The sequence below is a fragment of the Paraprevotella sp. genome (assembly GCF_986071375.1).
The window spans coordinates 1-16,948 of record NZ_CFQRNQ010000029.1 but is presented as its reverse complement, the minus strand read 5'-3'; the positions used below and the strand labels follow the sequence as shown (position 1 = coordinate 16,948).

The window sequence follows — 16,948 nt, the reverse complement described above, 5'->3', positions numbered from 1 at the left end:
TGTATATGAAGTGGTATAAACGTCTCATTTCCAAGTTGGATGTGTATCTTATCAAGAAGTTCCTGGGTACATATTTCTTTTCCATAGCATTGATTATTTCCATTGCCGTGGTGTTCGACTTCAATGAGAATATCGATAAGTTTACGACCAACCATGCCCCGTGGAAAGGTATCATTTTCGAGTACTACGCCAACTTCGTCCCTTATTTTTCCAATTTGTTCAGTCCGCTGTTCGTGTTCATCTCTGTGATATTCTTCACCTCCAAACTGGCAGAGAATTCGGAGATTATCGCCATGATGGCCGCCGGGATGAGTTTCAAGCGCCTGATGCGCCCTTATATGATTTCGGCAGCCATCATTGCGGTGATGACTTTCCTGTTGGGAGCCTACGTTATTCCTAAGGGAAGCGTCACGCGACTAAACTTTGAGAACACATATAAAAAGAAAAAAAGGACGGAATTCGCCCAGAATGTGCAACTACAGGTCGATACGGGGGTTATTGCGTTTATCGAACATTTCGACGGGCGTACCAAGACCGGTTATCATTTCTCGTTGGACAAGTTTGTGAACAAGAAGCTTGTGTCACACCTTACGGCGGCTTCGGTGTCTTACGACACATTGTCGGACGAGCGTTACCATTGGCGAATCAACAACTACACGCTCCGCGAATTGAAAGGCATGCGTGAGTACATTTCCCATGGTTCGAGGATAGATTCCATCATCGCCATGGAACCGTCGGACTTCTTGCTGACGCGTAACCAACAGGAAACCTTGACCAGTCCGGAACTGAAAGAATATATCGTCAAGCAGCGTGCCCGTGGCTCGGGGAATGTGAAACCGTTCGAGGTGGAGTACCAGAAACGGTTTGCCACTCCCTTTGCTTCGTTCATCCTGACGATTATCGGTCTTTCCCTTTCGGCGCGGAAGCGGAAAGGGGGCATGGGACTGTATTTGGGCATCGGGTTGGCACTAAGTGCCTCTTACATTTTGTTCCAGACGGTTTCGTCTACTTTTGCAATCAATGCAGACTGGCCGCCGGCTTTGGCGGCGTGGCTGCCCAATATAATATTTGCCTTTATTGCGTTCTTCCTTTATAAAAAGGCACCGCAGTAGAGTGGATGTAGGATTTAAACACAAATTAGAACAGTGGATTTTTACGATTTGGATTTAAGCGACCAAGTGCTCGATGCCTTGGACGATATGAATTTTACCGAGTGCACGCCTATTCAGGAACATGCCATCCCCGTGATTCTCGAGGGGCGTGACATGATTGGTGTGGCGCAGACGGGGACGGGTAAGACTGCGGCTTTCCTGCTTCCCATATTGAGTAAGCTAAGCGATGGCGGTTATCCCGAAAAAGCCATTAATTGTATCATTATGTCCCCCACCCGGGAATTGGCCCAACAAATAGACCAGGCCATGGAGGGGTTTTCCTATTATATGAACGTGTCGAGCGTAGCTGTATATGGTGGAAACGACGGGATACGTTACGAGCAGGAGAAACGCGGGTTGGCCATGGGAGCCGACGTGATAATCGCCACGCCGGGACGCTTAATCAGTCATTTGAGTTTAGGCAACGTAGATTTGTCTGAAGTGTCTTTCTTTGTATTAGATGAGGCAGACCGCATGTTGGACATGGGTTTCAGCGACGACATCATGCAGATTGTCAAGTATTTGCCCAAAGAACGCCAGACCATCATGTTTTCGGCCACGATGCCCCGGAAGATTCAAGACTTGGCGCGCACCATCCTGCACGATCCGGTAGAAGTGAAACTGGCCGTATCGAAACCGGCCGACAAAATCGTGCAGTCGGCTTACGTATGCTATGAGGCGCAAAAGGTGTCATTAGTCAAAAAGCTGTTTGCTGAGCGGCCTCCACATCGCGTGATTGTCTTTGCGTCTTCCAAATTGAAAGTGAAAGACATGGCCATTGCCTTGGGACGTGCCGGATTTAAGGTCGGTGCCATGCACTCGGATTTGGAACAGCAGGAGCGTGACGAAGTGATGTATAAGTTCAAAGCCCAACAAATCGACGTGTTGGTAGCTACGGACATTGTGGCGCGTGGCATCGACATCGACGATATCCAGTTGGTCATCAATTTCGATGTGCCTCATGATGCCGAAGATTATGTGCACCGTATCGGTCGTACAGCCCGCGCCAACAACGACGGAGAGGCGATAACCTTGGTGAGCGAGAAAGACCAGCAACGTTTTGCTTCCATCGAGCATTTCCTTGAAACTGAAATAGAAAAACGTTCCCTGCCGGAAGGGCTTGGAGAAGGCCCGGCCTATCGGCCGGAAAAAGGTGGCGAAAAGGGGAATGGCAGACATGGAAGTCCAAGACACGGCGGGCGGCAAGGCAAATCGGGAAACCGCAGAAAAAGAAGCCCCATCCCACAAACACATACTCCAAACAATACCAAGGCACAAGCTTCCGGTTCAAAAAGTGCGCCGGTAAATGGGGACGCGCCGAAATCGCCATCTTTGACAGAGAAGAAAAACAAGAATAAGCCTCGAAGATATTTTAATAAGAAGAAATCTGCAACCGTTTCGCAAGGAAGCGCAGAAAAGAGGGAAAATACAGGCGGTGTTTCCTGATAGAATTGTTGTTCCGCATTAATGGACCGTCCGTTTGCTTCATCGCGAAGGCAAACGGACGGTTTTTTTATTTCTCTTTTTTCAGTAAGTCCCTGATTTCCGTGAGCAGTTGGATGTCGGCCGGAGGGGCAGCCGGAGCTTTCGGTTCCTCTTTCTTCTTTTTGTTGAGGGCGTTCATTCCCTTTACCAAAAGGAAGATGGCCAGTGCAATGATGATGAAGTCCAACGTGGTCTGGATAAAATTACCGTAATTCAGCGTGACGGCCGGCGTCACCTCTGCCCCTTCCTCCACGACTGCTTCTTTCAATGTGATTTTCAGGTCGGAGAAATTCACTCCGCCGATGAGCAATCCGACGGGCGGCATGATGATGTCGGCCACCACCGAAGAAACGATTTTACCGAAGGCACCGCCGATAATGATACCGACCGCCATGTCCACCACATTGCCACGCATGGCAAATTGCTTGAATTCTTGCAAGATTTTTTTCATAGTTCCCAGTTCTGTTTATGAATTACCAGGGCAAGTTAAGCAAAATTATTCCAATGGCCAAATTTCTCTTTCATTCTTTTCCTTTTCTTTTCCCTCTTATTGTTTTTCTTTACAGCCATAGTGTCGTGTCCTTTTGTTTTTAAGATAAAATCATGATTTTCTAAACCTTTGTATAATAGATACTTATGGATGTAAAATCAATCTCCTGAGATTGAAAAATCAATCGGCTGAGAATGATTTTCCGTTCTGCGGCAAACGATTTTTCATTTTCAGGAGATTGATTTTATGCTTGGAGGAAGGTGCGCGGAGAGGCTCACCGGATATTCTGAAAAATATACAGAACGGACGTACGCTCAATGCCTGAACCGGGAAGTATCCACTTCCTTGATTTCCTTTTTCTTATATCCTCCGAAACGGAAATTGAAGTTCAGGGTGAACGTTCTTAGGTAAAAAGAGTTTTCCATTCTCACGTCCTGACCTCCGTAACGTAGGTTACATTCCGGCATACTTGTATTGAATATGTCGCTACAACGGGCAGAGAGTGTGGCTTTGCCTCCGGCAAAGGTCCATTTCACCCCGGCATCTACCGTACCCACCATTTTCAGGTCGTATGTACCTTGTATGGCCGGAGTCTGCATGAATCCGCGCAATTCGAAAGCCAGATTCTTGTTCAGCTTGAACGTGTTGTCCCATTGGCACTGCAAAATCCACTTTTTCCGGTCGAAAGGAAGGTCGAAAAAGTCGTCGCAACGGTGGCGTGCGTATTGTTCCACCGCTACCCAACGGGAATCCCACCACGTTCCGACCTGGAACGGCACCGTGGCCATGAGGCCTACGTACTGTGTGTAGTTCCAGTTCATCATCTTGTAAATCATGGCCAACCGTTCTGTGGACTGATAGGCCGTTTGCATGAACTGGTCTTGGGTACGGGAGAAGTATGCGCCGAAGACATACTTCTGCTTCAGGATGTAGTTGGCATTCACACTGTAGTTCGTCTGAGGACGCAATCCGGGTGTGCCCCATATTTCGGAATATCCGTTGATATAGCTGACGGAAGACTGCATTTCCCAATATCCCGGATAAGTCTTTCGGGTGGAGAGCGAGAGTTGCAGGATGTGTTCGGGAGTCTTCATGTAAGTGAGGGAAGCCTGAGGGTAGAAAGCCCATTTGCGGTAATTGCCGATGGAGTAATACTCCCCTGTGCCCGATACCGACCATGATATACCACCGGGGTAATCTTTTCCCAACGATACGTAGAAGTCTGTGGTCTGTTCTTTTAACTTGGAGTCCGTAGAGGGAGTGGCGATGTCGCCTTCCACCTCGGTGTAGGTTTGAAAGTCATGGTTATGGGTTTGTGTATAAGAGACGCCATATCCCAGATTCCATCCTTGGGACAGTTTGTGTTTCTGGTCGGCATACACGTTGTAGCGGTCTATCCGTTGCCCGCCAACCAAGGTGAAACGGTTCCGGTTGCCGTCGGCATACTCGGCGTGCATCCACCGCCTGTTGTCGGTCGTATAGTGCGTATAGTCCCCGCCGGCATCCAGGCCGAATCCCGAACGGAGGTGCAATGCGATGTTGTGCATCTGGGCTTCGCGACGGCCGTCTATGTCACTGGTTTGGAAATTTCCTGTTGTTTGCGCGTCCTCTTGTATATTCGGCATGTATTTGCCGGTATAAGCCAAGTCTATGCTGCTGTTCTCGTTGAAGTGGTATTCTCCGGCCACCCGCATGTTATGCCTGTAAGCTTTGTTGCGAAGCTGTTCGTTTTCTTCTATGGAATATATCTGTCCGTCCAGGGTGTGCCGTGAAAATAAGTTGTAATATTGCATCGTGTGTATACGGTCTATGCCGTACATGGCATCCAATGCCAGTTTCGGGGTTGAGAAACGGAAATTCCCGGTGGCATTGCCCGCGTTGAAGTAGCAGTTGTCATAAGTTACGTTGACTTCGCCCTGAAAGGAATAGTCGTTGGGACGTTTCAGAACGACGTTCAGGGAAGCTCCTCTTACGTGATATTGCGGCGGAGTACTATACATGACCTCCACTTTCTCCACGCGGCTGACCGGAGTATTCCGCAAAAGGGTCTCCAACTGTCCCGCATCCATCGTAGTGGGCTTGCCGTTCAGGATGACCGTGACCTCTCCGGCACCGGCCAAGGTCAATTTGCCCCCTATCTCTTGCACGCCGGGCAACCTCTGCAAGGCCTCGTAAGTGTTGTTGACGACTTTGTCCCGGACGATTTGTTCCAAATCATAGTTCAACCTCCCCTCTTCCACTCTTACTATGGGGCGCTCGGCTTTGACCACGACCTCACCGATGGTGCGGTCAGCCGGTTGTAGTACAATGGTCCCGGCATCCTTTCCTGTTCCGTTTACGGTTTGTGAACGGTATAAAAGGTGTTGTACAATCAGGCGATACTGCTCCGGTTGGGCCGGTAGGGTGAAATGTCCGTCGGCATCCGATACGGCGGCACTGACGAATGTGGAATCCGGAGCCTGCAATACTACCGTAGCCCCTGTTACCGGACAGGATTTCCGGTCCGTAATTCTTCCGGTTACGGTCTGGGCATCAAGTATTTGAATGCCCAGACCGTAACTCCCCAATAAAAGGACGCTTAAAATCTTGTATGTTCTGTTCATGATGGTGTGCAGGGGTTAATACTCGAGAAGTTCCATTGTCGGCTTGCCGTCGTATCCTACACAGATATTGACCATATAGCAACTGGCATCGTCGGGGATACATACCGTGGCATTGAAATGGCATCCTCGCGGACCGGCTTCGGAAAATACCATATTCGACAGGATGGCCTGGTTCAGAAAGCCACTAGGTACGAGCCCGGTGAAACTCTTCCGGGTGTAGTCTTGTGAAAACAAGCATGTCTTCCCCTTGTACACACAAATGTGAATCACGTTGTCGTAGTATACATTTTCCACGGCGATGCCCTCGTCCGTATAACTTGTCTTATATACTTTCAAGCGCGAGGGGTTGACGTAGACATAGCAATGGTAACGCTCGCCGCCATGGAACACTACTGTGTCTTTTTTTACGACTTCATTGTAGGTGAGCGTGGCGGCTTGCCGGTGGATGAAATAGATACTGTCGTTCGGGTCTTCCGACCGGACGAGCTTCACGATCTCACCCGTGGCTGAATGAAAGTGGAAAAGGTGATTTCCTCTCTTGTCTATGGGATAAGCGGTCGTATCTCCCCCTCCGGCCAAAAATAAAGTGTCCTTACGGATGAAAAAACGTACCGGTACGTTGGCCGTATCGGGGTAATAGATGGTGTCCCCTTTGGCGCAGAACGAAACGGTCTCGGTCTCCTGGTCAATCCAGATTCCCTGCAAAGCTTTTTTGGCCTCCTGGTCTTCCGGTTCGGGAGTATCCCCGTTTGGAGTCCGGTTGTCCCTTGTGCCGCAACTTGTCCACACAGCCACGGACACTAAAAGACTACCGTATATAATATGATGTATCCATTTCATTACTTTCCGATACAATGGTATTCAAATCCGGCTTCGCGTACTTCGCCTGCGTCATATACGTTACGCCCGTCGATGACGAGCCGTCCGCTCATCGTCTTCTTCAGCACGCCCCAAGCCGGCAGGCGGAATTCCTTCCATTCGGTCACTAAGAGCAGCGCGTCGGCATCCAATGCCGCTTCGTACATGTCACGGGCATAAATGACTGCGTCACCCAAACGGCGGCGACATTCGTTCATGGCTTCCGGATCGTAGACACGAACCGTGCATCCGGCTTCCAATAATTTCCGGATAAGGATGAGAGAAGGGGCTTCGCGCATGTCGTCCGTCTCTGGCTTGAAAGCCAGTCCCCACAATGTGACGGTCTTGCCAGCCAACTCATGTTGCCATGCCGCGTCCAACTTGTGGAAAAGGATGGATTTTTGACGTTCGTTTACTGTCTCTACGGCTTTCAGCACAGCCATTTCGTACCCGTTTTGCTCGGCCGTCTTGATGAGTGCCTTCACGTCTTTGGGAAAACAAGAGCCTCCGTAGCCGCATCCGGCATATAGGAACTTGCGGCCGATACGGGTGTCGGCTCCGATACCGTTGCGCACCATGTTGACATCCGCTCCCACGCGTTCGCACAAATTGGCGATGTCGTTCATGAAAGAGATACGTGTGGCCAACATGGAGTTCGCCGCGTATTTCGTCATCTCTGCAGAGGGAATGTCCATGAATATCACCCGGAAATTGTTAATAAGGAAAGGTTTGTAGAGTTTGGTCATCAGTTCCTTGGCTTTTTCAGACTCCACGCCTACCACCACGCGGTCCGGGCTCATGAAGTCGCTGATGGCGTTGCCTTCTTTCAGGAACTCCGGATTGGAAGCTACATCGAATTTGATGTCAAGACCCCGTTTGTCCAATTCTTCCTGAATGGCGTGGCGCACTTTCCGCGCCGTACCGACAGGAACGGTGCTCTTAGTGACAACCAGTTTGTAATCAGTCATATATCTACCTATAGTTCGAGCAACTTGTAGGACGTATTTCAAGTCCGCGCTTCCGTCTTCGTCGGGTGGAGTCCCCACAGCACTGAATATCACCTGCACCTTGTCGAGCACGCTTTCGAGCGTGGTGGTGAAATCCAACCGCCCTGCCTTTTGATTCTTCAAGACCAACTCTTTCAGGCCTGGTTCGTAAATAGGAATTTCACCTTGTTTGAGCTTTTCAATTTTATTCCGGTCCACGTCTACACAAGTGACATTGACCCCTATTTCGGCAAAACATGCACCGGTTACCAAACCTACGTAGCCGCTGCCTACAATCGCTATATTCATACTTTCGTTGCTATTAACCACAGGCAAAAGTAATGAAAAATAGGGCTATCAACAATACAAGCTGAAATATTTGATAACTTTTTCTGCAAAAATTAGCAATGTCAACGGGAAAGCCGTAAATTTGTAGTGTGAAAGAGTTAGTAAAACATATCGAGATATTGTTGTTGGACCACGACTGCGTGGTGGTTCCGCAAATCGGGGGATTCGTGACTTGCAACGCCCCGGCCAAATACGTGGAAGATGAGAATCTGTTTTTACCTCCTATCCGCACGGTGGGGTTCAACGAACGCCTGAAAGCCGATGACGGGTTGTTGGTCCGTTCATACGTGGAAGCATACGGTTGTTCCGACATCGAAGCGAGAACCATGCTCGGGGAACAGATCCGTGACCTGCAACAGGAATTGTGGGAGGCAGGTACGTACGACCTTGGGAGCATTGGCGTATTGATGTTGGACGAACGGAACAATGTGGAGTTTTCACCTTGTCAGGCCGGTACGGTCTGTCCGGCTTATTATGGTTTGGATGCCTTGCTGTTCGAACCTTTGCAGGCGGAAAAAACGGTGGAAGCGTCATTGGCCGTCGAGGTTTCGCGTACAGTCCCCGAAAGAAAGCCCGAAACAGTGACGGTCGAAAGCGAACCTGTGGCACGCGGAGAAATTACCATCCGGCTGAAGACGGCGTGGCTGCAAAACATTGCTGCCGTGGCTGCCGTGGTACTCTTGTTTTTCCTGATGTCTCCCGATGCCAAGAACACGGGGGTATCTTCCGCAAGCCAGGCCGAGTTTGCTCGCCTGATGTGGATGCCTGCGGTACAGGAAACTGTGCCTGAGGCATTCAACAAGCCGGAAGAAATACAAGTCAAGGGTTCAGGAACGGGTGTGGAAAGTCCGGTGTCGGCTGCTGTCCAACCGGAAACCGTCCAAAAGGCGGCTGTTTCGGTGGCAGTGGAAAGCGGTTTTTGCGTCGTGGTGGCCAGTGCCATACCGGAAAAGAACGCGAAAGCGTATGTCGAACGGCTTCATAAGGAAGGTTACAAAGAGGCGCAAGTATATAAAAAAGGAAATATGGTGCGTGTGGTTTTTCCGGGATTTGCATCCGAAGCGGAAGCGCATGCCAAGATGAACGCTTTGAGTGACCGGTCGGAAGAATTTGCTTACGCATGGGTTTACCAAATCAAGTAAGGAATACAAGGAATGAAAAGAGTACGTTGTCCTAAATGTGACCATTATATCACTTTTGACGAAACCCAGTATGAAGACGGGCAGTCGCTTGTTTTCGAATGTCCGGAATGCCGCAAGCAGTTCGGCATACGTATCGGGGTATCCAAATTGAGGGCTACACGTAAGGAAGAGACCGTGGACGAGAACGAGAACGATGACGCATACGGCAGCATCGTTGTGGTGGAGAACGTCTTCCACTATAAGCAGGTGCTTCCGCTGAAGTTGGGCGACAACGTAATCGGACGGTATGTGAAAGGGACTGCCATTTCTACCCCCATCGAGACAGTAGACCCCAGTGTGGACACCAAGCATTGCATCATCAATGTGAAGCGGGACAAGAACGGTCGTCTGGTGTACACCTTGCGCGACGCGCCGAGCAATACCGGCACTTTTTATATGAATGACATATTGACAGACTATGACCGTGTGAGACTGGAGGACGGCAGCATAGTCACTATCGGGGCTACCACGCTGATATTGCGTGCGGCTCGTGAAGAATAATTTTTATCTTATTTTATGCAACCGGAATTGAGCAAGATGGTTGCCGCTACACTTTCCATTGCCGAAAGACAAGTGGCACGCACCTTGGATTTATTAGCGGAAGGGGCTACCATCCCTTTTATCAGCCGTTACCGTAAGGAGATGACCGGAGGGCTGGATGAAGTGCAAATCGGAGAAATCAAAAGAGTGTATGACAAATTGGTCGAGACGGGGAAACGAAAGGAAACGATATTGGCTTCCATCGAGGCGCAAGACAAGTTGACCGATGAACTGAAACGGAGAATCGTGGCTTGTTGGGACGCTACGGAATTGGAAGACATCTATTTGCCTTATAAACCGAAACGTCGTACGCGTGCCGAGATTGCCCGGCAGAAAGGACTGGAGCCCTTGGCCGTAATTATCGCCATGCAGCGTGAGGCGCACATACGCGAAGTGGCCGGACGTTATGTGAACGGGCAAGTAAAGGATGCGGACGAGGCTTTGGCTGGGGCTTCGGATATTTTGGCCGAACAGTTCAACGAGAACGAACGTTGCCGGAATGCCGTGCGCCAACAGTTCCGCTGTGGAGCCGTCATCAGTTCCAAAGTGGTGAAGGGTAAAGAGGAGGAAGGGGCAAAATACCGTGATTATTTTGATTTCAGCGAACCGTTGAAGCGATGTTCATCCCATCGCCTGTTGGCTTTGCGACGCGGAGAGGCGGAAGGTATCCTGAAGGTGGCTATTTCGCCGGACGACGAGACCTGCGTAGAGAACTTGAATCGTTTGTGCGTCAAAGGGAACGGTGAATGTAGTAAACTTGTAGCTTCCGCATTGACAGATAGTTATAAGCGTTTGATTAAACCTTCCATCGAAACGGAATTTGCAGCCGCTTCCAAACAAAAAGCCGATGATGAGGCCATCAGGGTCTTCGCGCAAAATCTTCACCAACTGCTTTTGGCTCCGCCTTTGGGGCAGAAACGCGTGTTGGGCTTAGACCCCGGATTCCGTACGGGATGCAAGGTGGTATGCTTGGATGCCCAGGGGAATTTGTTGCATAACGAAGCGGTATACCCCCACCCTCCGCGTAATGAATATGCACAGGCGCAACGGAAGTTGCAGAAATTAGTGGAACAGTACGACATACAGGCCATAGCCATAGGGAACGGTACGGCCAGTCGCGAGACGGAGAGCTTCGTGCAATCTGTCCGTTTCGACCGTCCGGTAGAAGCGTTCGTGGTGAGTGAAGACGGGGCTTCCATCTATTCGGCTTCCAAAATCGCCCGTGAGGAATTTCCGGAATATGACGTGACGGTGCGCGGTGCCGTTTCCATCGGACGCAGGTTGATGGACCCGTTGGCGGAATTGGTGAAGATAGACCCGAAATCCATTGGTGTCGGGCAATACCAGCACGACGTGGACCAGACGAAACTGCGGGAAACGTTGAACCGTACGGTAGAGTCTTGCGTGAATGCCGTGGGAGTCAACTTGAATACTGCGAGTTGCCAACTATTGACTTACGTTTCGGGGTTGGGACCGCAACTGGCGCAGAATATCGTGGACTACCGTGCGGAAAACGGCCCCTTCCCCACCCGGCGGGATTTGATGAAAGTGAAACGCATGGGGGCGAAAGCTTTTGAGCAGTGCGCCGGTTTCTTGCGCATTCCGGGAGGTGAGGATCCCTTGGACAATACAGCCGTACATCCGGAACGTTATGCCTTGGTGCAAAGGATGGCCAAGGATGTGGGGGCTTCTGTGGAGGAACTCATCCGTAACAAGGATTTGCGGCGGAGCATTCCCTTGGAACGGTATGCGACTGAGGATTGCGGCCTTCCTACGCTGAACGATATCATGGGCGAACTGGATAAACCGGGGCGTGATCCGCGCAGCAAAATAAAGGCCTTTTCTTTCGATCCCAATGTACGCACGATGGATGACCTGAGGGAAGGGATGGTATTGCCGGGCATCATTTCCAATATTACGAATTTCGGTTGTTTCGTAGACATCGGGGTGCATGAGAAAGGTTTGGTACATATTTCGCAGTTGGCAGACCGCTATGTAAGTGACCCGAACGAGGTCGTTTCGCTCCACCAACAGGTGAACGTACGCGTGCTGCAAGTGGACAAGGAGCGCAAACGGATTGCATTATCATTGAAAATCTGAGAATTTATGAAATACAAGATTTTGGTTCTGGATTTGGACGGAACCTTGACGAACAAGAAAAAAGAAATCACGGCATACACGAGGGAAACCCTCATCCGGGCACAGGAAGCAGGCGTGAAGATCGTGTTGGCTTCCGGACGGCCCACCTACGGCATCGTCCCTTTGGCCGAAGAATTGCGCCTCGGAGACTTCGAAGGCTATATCCTGTCTTACAACGGGGGGCAAATCATTGATTGGAAAACCAAGAAGATGATGTATGAGAATGAACTCGACCCGAAAGTATATCCTTATTTATATGAATGCGCGAAGAAGAACGGTTTCGTAATATTGAGCTATAAGGACGAGTATATCGTATCGGAAGACGCAGGGAATCCGTATGTGCAGCATGAGGCTTTTCTGAACAGGATGCCCAGTATTACTGTGCCGAATTTCCTGGAAGTGTTCGATTTCCCTGTCCCGAAGTGCCTGATTGTGGGCGACCCCGAACCGTTGTCCGTACTGGAGCAAAAGATGAAGCAAGATTTGGAAGGGCAGATGAATGTATTCCGCTCCGAACCGTTTTTCCTGGAATTGGTGCCCAATGGTATCGACAAGGCGCGAAGCCTTGCCGTCCTATTGGACGAGTTGGGCATGAAGCCGGAAGAAATGGTGGCTGTGGGCGACGGATTCAACGACTTATCCATGATACAGTTTGCAGGTCTGGGAATAGCCATGGCTAATGCGCAGGATGTCGTAAAAAAAGCCGCAGACTATGTTACTCTCTCGAATGAGGAGGACGGTGTGGCCGCAGTGGTGGAGAAGTTCTTTTGGGAATAACTCCGAATCTTGATACATAGAAAATGCAGGAAGGTTGGAACTTGAAACCTTTCCTGCATTTTTTGTGTTTACGCTCTTCTTTCCAACATGACCACGTTTTCCACGTGCTGCGTATGTGGGAACATGTCCACGGGGCGTACTCCCATGATTTTGTATTGAGAATCCAACAAAGCCAGGTCACGCGCCTGTGTGGCCGGATTGCAACTGACGTAGACGATGCGATGCGGTGCGGCAAACAGGATGGTCTCTATGACGTCTTTGTGCATGCCGGCTCTTGGAGGGTCCGTGATGATTACGTCCGGTTGGCCGTGTGCCGCGATGAATTCCTTGTTCAGGATGTCCTTCATGTCACCGGCGAAAAACAGGGTATTGCCGATTCCGTTGATTTGTGAATTGATTTTGGCATCCTCAATGGCTTCGGGCACATATTCTATTCCGATGACCTTCCGGGCTTTCCCGGCCACGAAATTGGCGATGGTTCCGGTTCCGGTATACAAGTCGTAAACCAGTTCCGTACCGGTGAGGCCTGCAAAGTCTCGCGCTACCTTATATAATTCATACGCCTGGTCGGTATTGGTCTGGTAGAAACTTTTCGGACCGACCTTGAACCTCAGATTTTCCATCTGCAGGTAAATGTGGTCGTTTCCCCTAAACGTGATGACATCCAAGTCTCCTATCGTATCATTATATTTGAGGTTGTTTACGTATAATAAAGAGGTAATCTCCGGGAATGTTTCGGCCAGATAACCCATCAATGCCTCGGCCTGCGCTTTTTCCGTATCGTTGGTGATGCAGAACTGCATAAGAAGCATCAATTCGCCCGTATTGGAATTGCGGATCATCATGTTACGCAATAATCCGGCATGTTCCCGCTGATCGTGGAATGTCAACCGATGCTCGTATCCGTAGTCACGGATGGCGTTACGGATGCGGTTATTGATATCGTCCATCAGACGACATTGTTCGATGGGTAATATCTTGTCGAACGAACCGCAGGTGTGGAATCCTACGGCTCCGTTCTGCGGATATGCGTTTCCGGACGCTATTTCTTCCGGTGTCAGCCATCTCTTGTTTGAAAAGCCGAATTCCAACTTGTTTCGGTATTCTTCCGTTTTCACGGAACCCAATATAGGTTGTATGCCGTTGAGTTCTACCTTACCGATGCGGGTAAGGTTATCCAAAACTTGCTGTTGCTTGTATTTGAGCTGCTCTTTATATGGGAGACACTGCCACTTGCAACCGCCGCAAACTCCGAAATGCGGGCAGAAAGGTACGGCCCGAAATGGAGAGTATTGGTGGAACTTTACGGCTGTCGCTTCGCAATAATGATGTTTTTTCTTTTGGATTTTCAGGTCGACCACATCTCCGGGAACGACAAAGGGAACGAAAACTACCATGTCGTCCACACGGGCCAGAGCTTTGCCCTCGGCTGCCACATCCGTAATTGTAATATTCTCTAATATAGGGAATTCTTTTCTTTTTCGGGTCATATCCGATGAGTTTATTGGGTTTCTTATTTTGATTTCAGGGAACAAAAGTAGCATTTTTTTTGCATTTTTTCTTGTTTTTCCTTTTGCAGCCCATTTTTTTTGAGTAGTTTTGCATTAATTCATTTTGTTAACTAATTCAAAAACAAACTTTGAAAAATGAGTGAAAAAAGAGTTTATACTTTTGGAAACGGGCAGGCTGAGGGCAATGCCCAGATGAGAGAGAGACTTGGTGGCAAAGGTGCTAATCTCGCCGAAATGAATCTTATCGGCATACCTGTGCCTCCCGGTTTTACTATTGCAACTGATGTTTGCAATGAATACTATGAGGTAGGGCAAGAGAAAATCGTAGAAATACTCCAAGCTGAGGTCAATGCTGCGGTAGCCCATGTAGAAAACCTGATGAACAGTAAGTTCGGAAGCACTGAGAATCCGTTGTTGGTTTCGGTTCGTTCCGGTGCCCGGGCTTCCATGCCGGGAATGATGGACACCATTCTTAACTTGGGCTTGAATGATGAAGTAGCCGAAGGAATGGTGCGCAAGACGGGCAATCCTCATTTCGTGTACGATTCTTACCGCCGTTTTGTTCAGATGTACGGTGACGTAGTGTTGGGTATGAAACCGGTGAATAAGGAGGATATCGACCCGTTCGAAGCCATCATAGACGAAGTGAAAGCCATTCGCGGGATAGAGTTGGACAAGGATTTGTCGGTGGATGAGTTGAAAGATTTGGTGGCTCGTTTTAAGAAAGCTATCAAGGAACGGACCGGAAACGACTTCCCTACCGACCCGATGGAGCAACTCTGGGGAGCCATCTGCGCCGTATTCCGCAGTTGGATGAACGAACGTGCTATCCTTTACCGTAAGATGGAGGGCATACCCGACGAATGGGGTACGGCTGTTTCTGTCATGGCTATGGTATTCGGCAATATGGGCGAGACGTCGGCTACGGGTGTTTGTTTTAGCCGCGATGCCGCAACGGGTGAGAATCTGTTCAACGGTGAGTATCTTGTGAATGCACAAGGTGAGGATGTTGTGGCTGGAATCCGTACACCTCAGCAAATTACGATAGAAGGTTCACGCCGTTGGGCTGCCCTGCAAGGTATCTCGGAAGAGGAACGTGCTGCCAAATATCCTTCGATGGAAGAGGCTATGCCTGAGATTTATAAAGAACTTGATGCCATTCAGGCTAAATTGGAAAACCACTATCGCGATATGCAGGATATGGAGTTCACGGTCCAGGAAGGCAAACTTTGGTTCTTGCAGACGCGCAACGGCAAACGTACCGGTACGGCCATGGTGAAGATTGCCATGGACTTGGTACGTGAAGGATTGATAGACGAAAAAACGGCATTGAAACGTTGTGAACCTCAAAAACTGGATGAGCTTCTCCATCCTGTGTTCGATAAGGATGCGTTGAAGAAAGCCAAGGTGATTACGCAAGGTTTGCCGGCTTCTCCGGGTGCGGCATGCGGACAAATCGTGTTCCACGCAGACGATGCCCAGAAATGGCGTGAGGACGGCCATCGGGTGGTTATGGTACGTATCGAGACCTCTCCCGAAGATTTGGCCGGCATGTCGGCAGCCGAAGGTATCCTCACCGCCCGTGGAGGCATGACCTCCCATGCTGCTGTGGTAGCTCGTGGTATGGGTAAATGTTGTGTGTCCGGTGCCGGTGCCATCAATGTGAACTACAAGAACAAGACTGTGGAGATTGAAGGCGTTGTATATAAAGAAGGTGATTACATCTCCTTGAACGGTTCTACGGGACAAGTTTATGCCGGAGAAATACCGACGAAAGCGGCTGAGCTGTCTGGTGACTTTAAGGCTCTGATGGATTTGTGTGACAAATATACGAAGCTTCAGGTACGGACGAATGCCGACACGCCCCACGATGCACAAGTGGCTCGTTCTTTCGGAGCAAAGGGTATCGGTTTGACCCGTACGGAACACATGTTCTTTGAAGACCAGAAGATTGTGGCCATGCGTGAGATGATTCTGGCCGATAGCGTGGAAGGCCGTAAAAAAGCTTTGGCCAAACTGCTTCCTTATCAGAAGAGCGACTTTAAGGGTATTCTTGAAGCTATGGATGGCTGTCCGGTGAACATTCGTTTGCTCGACCCCCCACTCCATGAATTTGTCCCCCATGACTTGAAGGGACAACAGAAGATGGCCGATGAGATGGGTGTCAGTGTGGAAGAAATCCAGAAACGTGTGGAAAGCCTTGCCGAGAACAATCCGATGTTGGGTCATCGTGGGTGCCGTTTGGGGATTACTTTCCCGGAAATAACCGAAATGCAGACCCGTGCCATTTTGGGTGCAGCCTGCGAGTTGAAGAAAGAAGGTAAGGACCCGAAACCAGAAATCATGGTACCGTTGGTAGGTATTCTTTACGAATTGAAACAGCAGAAAGAAGTCATTTTGGCTACGGCTAAGGAAGTTTTCGCCGAAGAGGGTATCGAAGTGGAGTTTGAAATCGGCACTATGATAGAGACTCCTCGTGCGGCCCTGACAGCCAACCGTATCGCTTCGGAAGCCGAGTACTTCTCTTTCGGAACGAACGATTTGACACAGATGACATTCGGTTACTCGCGTGATGATATTGCCAGTTTCTTGCCGGTGTATCTGGAAAAGAAGATTCTGGCGGTGGATCCCTTCCAAGTGTTGGACCAGAACGGTGTAGGCCAACTCATTAAGATGGCAGTGGAAAAGGGACGTAGCGTACGCCCGAATATCCGTACCGGCATTTGCGGAGAGCATGGCGGTGAACCTTCTTCTGTGAAATTCTGCGCTAAGATAGGAATGGACTATGCTTCTTGTTCTCCTTTCCGCGTGCCTATCGCCCGTCTTGCTGCGGCGCAGGCTGCTGTTGAGGAAGCTTAAGTAGCATAATAATATCAAAG

Annotated in this window: 12 protein-coding genes; 7 read left to right on the top strand and 5 right to left on the bottom strand. The window is 49.6% G+C overall.

The features are described 5' to 3' along the window. The first annotated feature begins 5 nt into the window (after nucleotides 1-5). A complete protein-coding gene (locus AC5RDV_RS12500) occupies nucleotides 6-1,112 on the top strand; it encodes an LptF/LptG family permease (RefSeq protein WP_008629108.1) in 1,107 nt (368 codons plus the stop codon). Between the two features lie 33 nt (nucleotides 1,113-1,145). After that, on the top strand, nucleotides 1,146-2,597 hold the full coding sequence (locus AC5RDV_RS12495; RefSeq protein ID WP_282747863.1) for a DEAD/DEAH box helicase: 1,452 nt from the start codon (nucleotides 1,146-1,148) through the stop codon (nucleotides 2,595-2,597). A 67-nt stretch (nucleotides 2,598-2,664) separates the two neighbouring features. Here AC5RDV_RS12495 and mscL read toward each other — a convergent pair whose 3' ends face one another. The 4 genes from mscL to AC5RDV_RS12475 form a co-directional block, all read right to left on the bottom strand. Continuing rightward, nucleotides 2,665-3,087: a large-conductance mechanosensitive channel protein MscL gene (gene mscL / locus AC5RDV_RS12490; RefSeq protein WP_282747862.1), complete on the bottom strand. Its 423-nt coding sequence runs from the start codon at nucleotides 3,085-3,087 to the stop codon at nucleotides 2,665-2,667. A 353-nt stretch (nucleotides 3,088-3,440) separates the two neighbouring features. Next, a complete protein-coding gene (locus AC5RDV_RS12485; protein WP_282747861.1) occupies nucleotides 3,441-5,729 on the bottom strand; it encodes a TonB-dependent receptor in 2,289 nt (762 codons plus the stop codon). 15 nt (nucleotides 5,730-5,744) lie between these two features. After that, nucleotides 5,745-6,569 (bottom strand): DUF4738 domain-containing protein, encoded by an 825-nt coding sequence (locus tag AC5RDV_RS12480; RefSeq protein ID WP_282747860.1) that lies wholly within the window; start codon nucleotides 6,567-6,569, stop codon nucleotides 5,745-5,747. Next, nucleotides 6,569-7,882, bottom strand: a complete 1,314-nt coding sequence (locus AC5RDV_RS12475; protein WP_008629124.1) for a UDP-glucose dehydrogenase family protein — start codon at nucleotides 7,880-7,882, stop codon at nucleotides 6,569-6,571. Before AC5RDV_RS12475 ends, AC5RDV_RS12480 begins: the two co-directional genes overlap by 1 nt. A gap of 128 nt (nucleotides 7,883-8,010) precedes the next feature. Between AC5RDV_RS12475 and AC5RDV_RS12470 the strand changes: the two genes are divergently transcribed. The 4 genes from AC5RDV_RS12470 to AC5RDV_RS12455 are packed head-to-tail and all read left to right on the top strand — an operon-like array spanning nucleotide 8,011 to nucleotide 12,558. Then, on the top strand, nucleotides 8,011-9,063 hold the full coding sequence (locus tag AC5RDV_RS12470; protein ID WP_130892902.1) for an HU domain-containing protein: 1,053 nt from the start codon (nucleotides 8,011-8,013) through the stop codon (nucleotides 9,061-9,063). A gap of 12 nt (nucleotides 9,064-9,075) precedes the next feature. Then, nucleotides 9,076-9,603 carry an FHA domain-containing protein gene (locus AC5RDV_RS12465; protein ID WP_008629126.1) on the top strand — a complete coding sequence of 176 codons (528 nt, stop codon included), beginning with the start codon at nucleotides 9,076-9,078 and terminating at the stop codon, nucleotides 9,601-9,603. 15 nt (nucleotides 9,604-9,618) lie between these two features. Next, a complete protein-coding gene (locus AC5RDV_RS12460; RefSeq protein ID WP_282747859.1) occupies nucleotides 9,619-11,742 on the top strand; it encodes a Tex family protein in 2,124 nt (707 codons plus the stop codon). Nucleotides 11,743-11,748: 6 nt separating this feature from the next. After that, nucleotides 11,749-12,558, top strand: coding sequence for a Cof-type HAD-IIB family hydrolase (locus AC5RDV_RS12455; RefSeq protein WP_130892900.1), 810 nt, complete (start codon nucleotides 11,749-11,751; stop codon nucleotides 12,556-12,558). A 68-nt stretch (nucleotides 12,559-12,626) separates the two neighbouring features. Here the strand turns inward: AC5RDV_RS12455 and rlmD are convergent, their stop codons facing one another. Beyond that, nucleotides 12,627-14,048, bottom strand: coding sequence for a 23S rRNA (uracil(1939)-C(5))-methyltransferase RlmD (gene rlmD / locus AC5RDV_RS12450; protein WP_172604643.1), 1,422 nt, complete (start codon nucleotides 14,046-14,048; stop codon nucleotides 12,627-12,629). Nucleotides 14,049-14,204: 156 nt separating this feature from the next. On the opposite strand from rlmD, the gene ppdK reads away from it, so the two are divergent. After that, nucleotides 14,205-16,928 carry a pyruvate, phosphate dikinase gene (gene ppdK, locus AC5RDV_RS12445; protein ID WP_282747858.1) on the top strand — a complete coding sequence of 908 codons (2,724 nt, stop codon included), beginning with the start codon at nucleotides 14,205-14,207 and terminating at the stop codon, nucleotides 16,926-16,928. Nucleotides 16,929-16,948: the final 20 nt, after the last annotated feature.

Coding starts and splice junctions, on each gene's coding strand:
- AC5RDV_RS12480 (WP_282747860.1), bottom strand. CDS start 6,569: ATGAAATGGATACATCATATTATATACGGTAGTCTTTTAGTGTCCGTG.
- mscL (WP_282747862.1), bottom strand. CDS start 3,087: ATGAAAAAAATCTTGCAAGAATTCAAGCAATTTGCCATGCGTGGCAAT.
- AC5RDV_RS12460 (WP_282747859.1), top strand. CDS start 9,619: ATGCAACCGGAATTGAGCAAGATGGTTGCCGCTACACTTTCCATTGCC.
- AC5RDV_RS12455 (WP_130892900.1), top strand. CDS start 11,749: ATGAAATACAAGATTTTGGTTCTGGATTTGGACGGAACCTTGACGAAC.
- AC5RDV_RS12485 (WP_282747861.1), bottom strand. CDS start 5,729: ATGAACAGAACATACAAGATTTTAAGCGTCCTTTTATTGGGGAGTTAC.
- ppdK (WP_282747858.1), top strand. CDS start 14,205: ATGAGTGAAAAAAGAGTTTATACTTTTGGAAACGGGCAGGCTGAGGGC.
- AC5RDV_RS12500 (WP_008629108.1), top strand. CDS start 6: ATGAAGTGGTATAAACGTCTCATTTCCAAGTTGGATGTGTATCTTATC.
- AC5RDV_RS12465 (WP_008629126.1), top strand. CDS start 9,076: ATGAAAAGAGTACGTTGTCCTAAATGTGACCATTATATCACTTTTGAC.
- AC5RDV_RS12475 (WP_008629124.1), bottom strand. CDS start 7,882: ATGAATATAGCGATTGTAGGCAGCGGCTACGTAGGTTTGGTAACCGGT.
- rlmD (WP_172604643.1), bottom strand. CDS start 14,048: ATGACCCGAAAAAGAAAAGAATTCCCTATATTAGAGAATATTACAATT.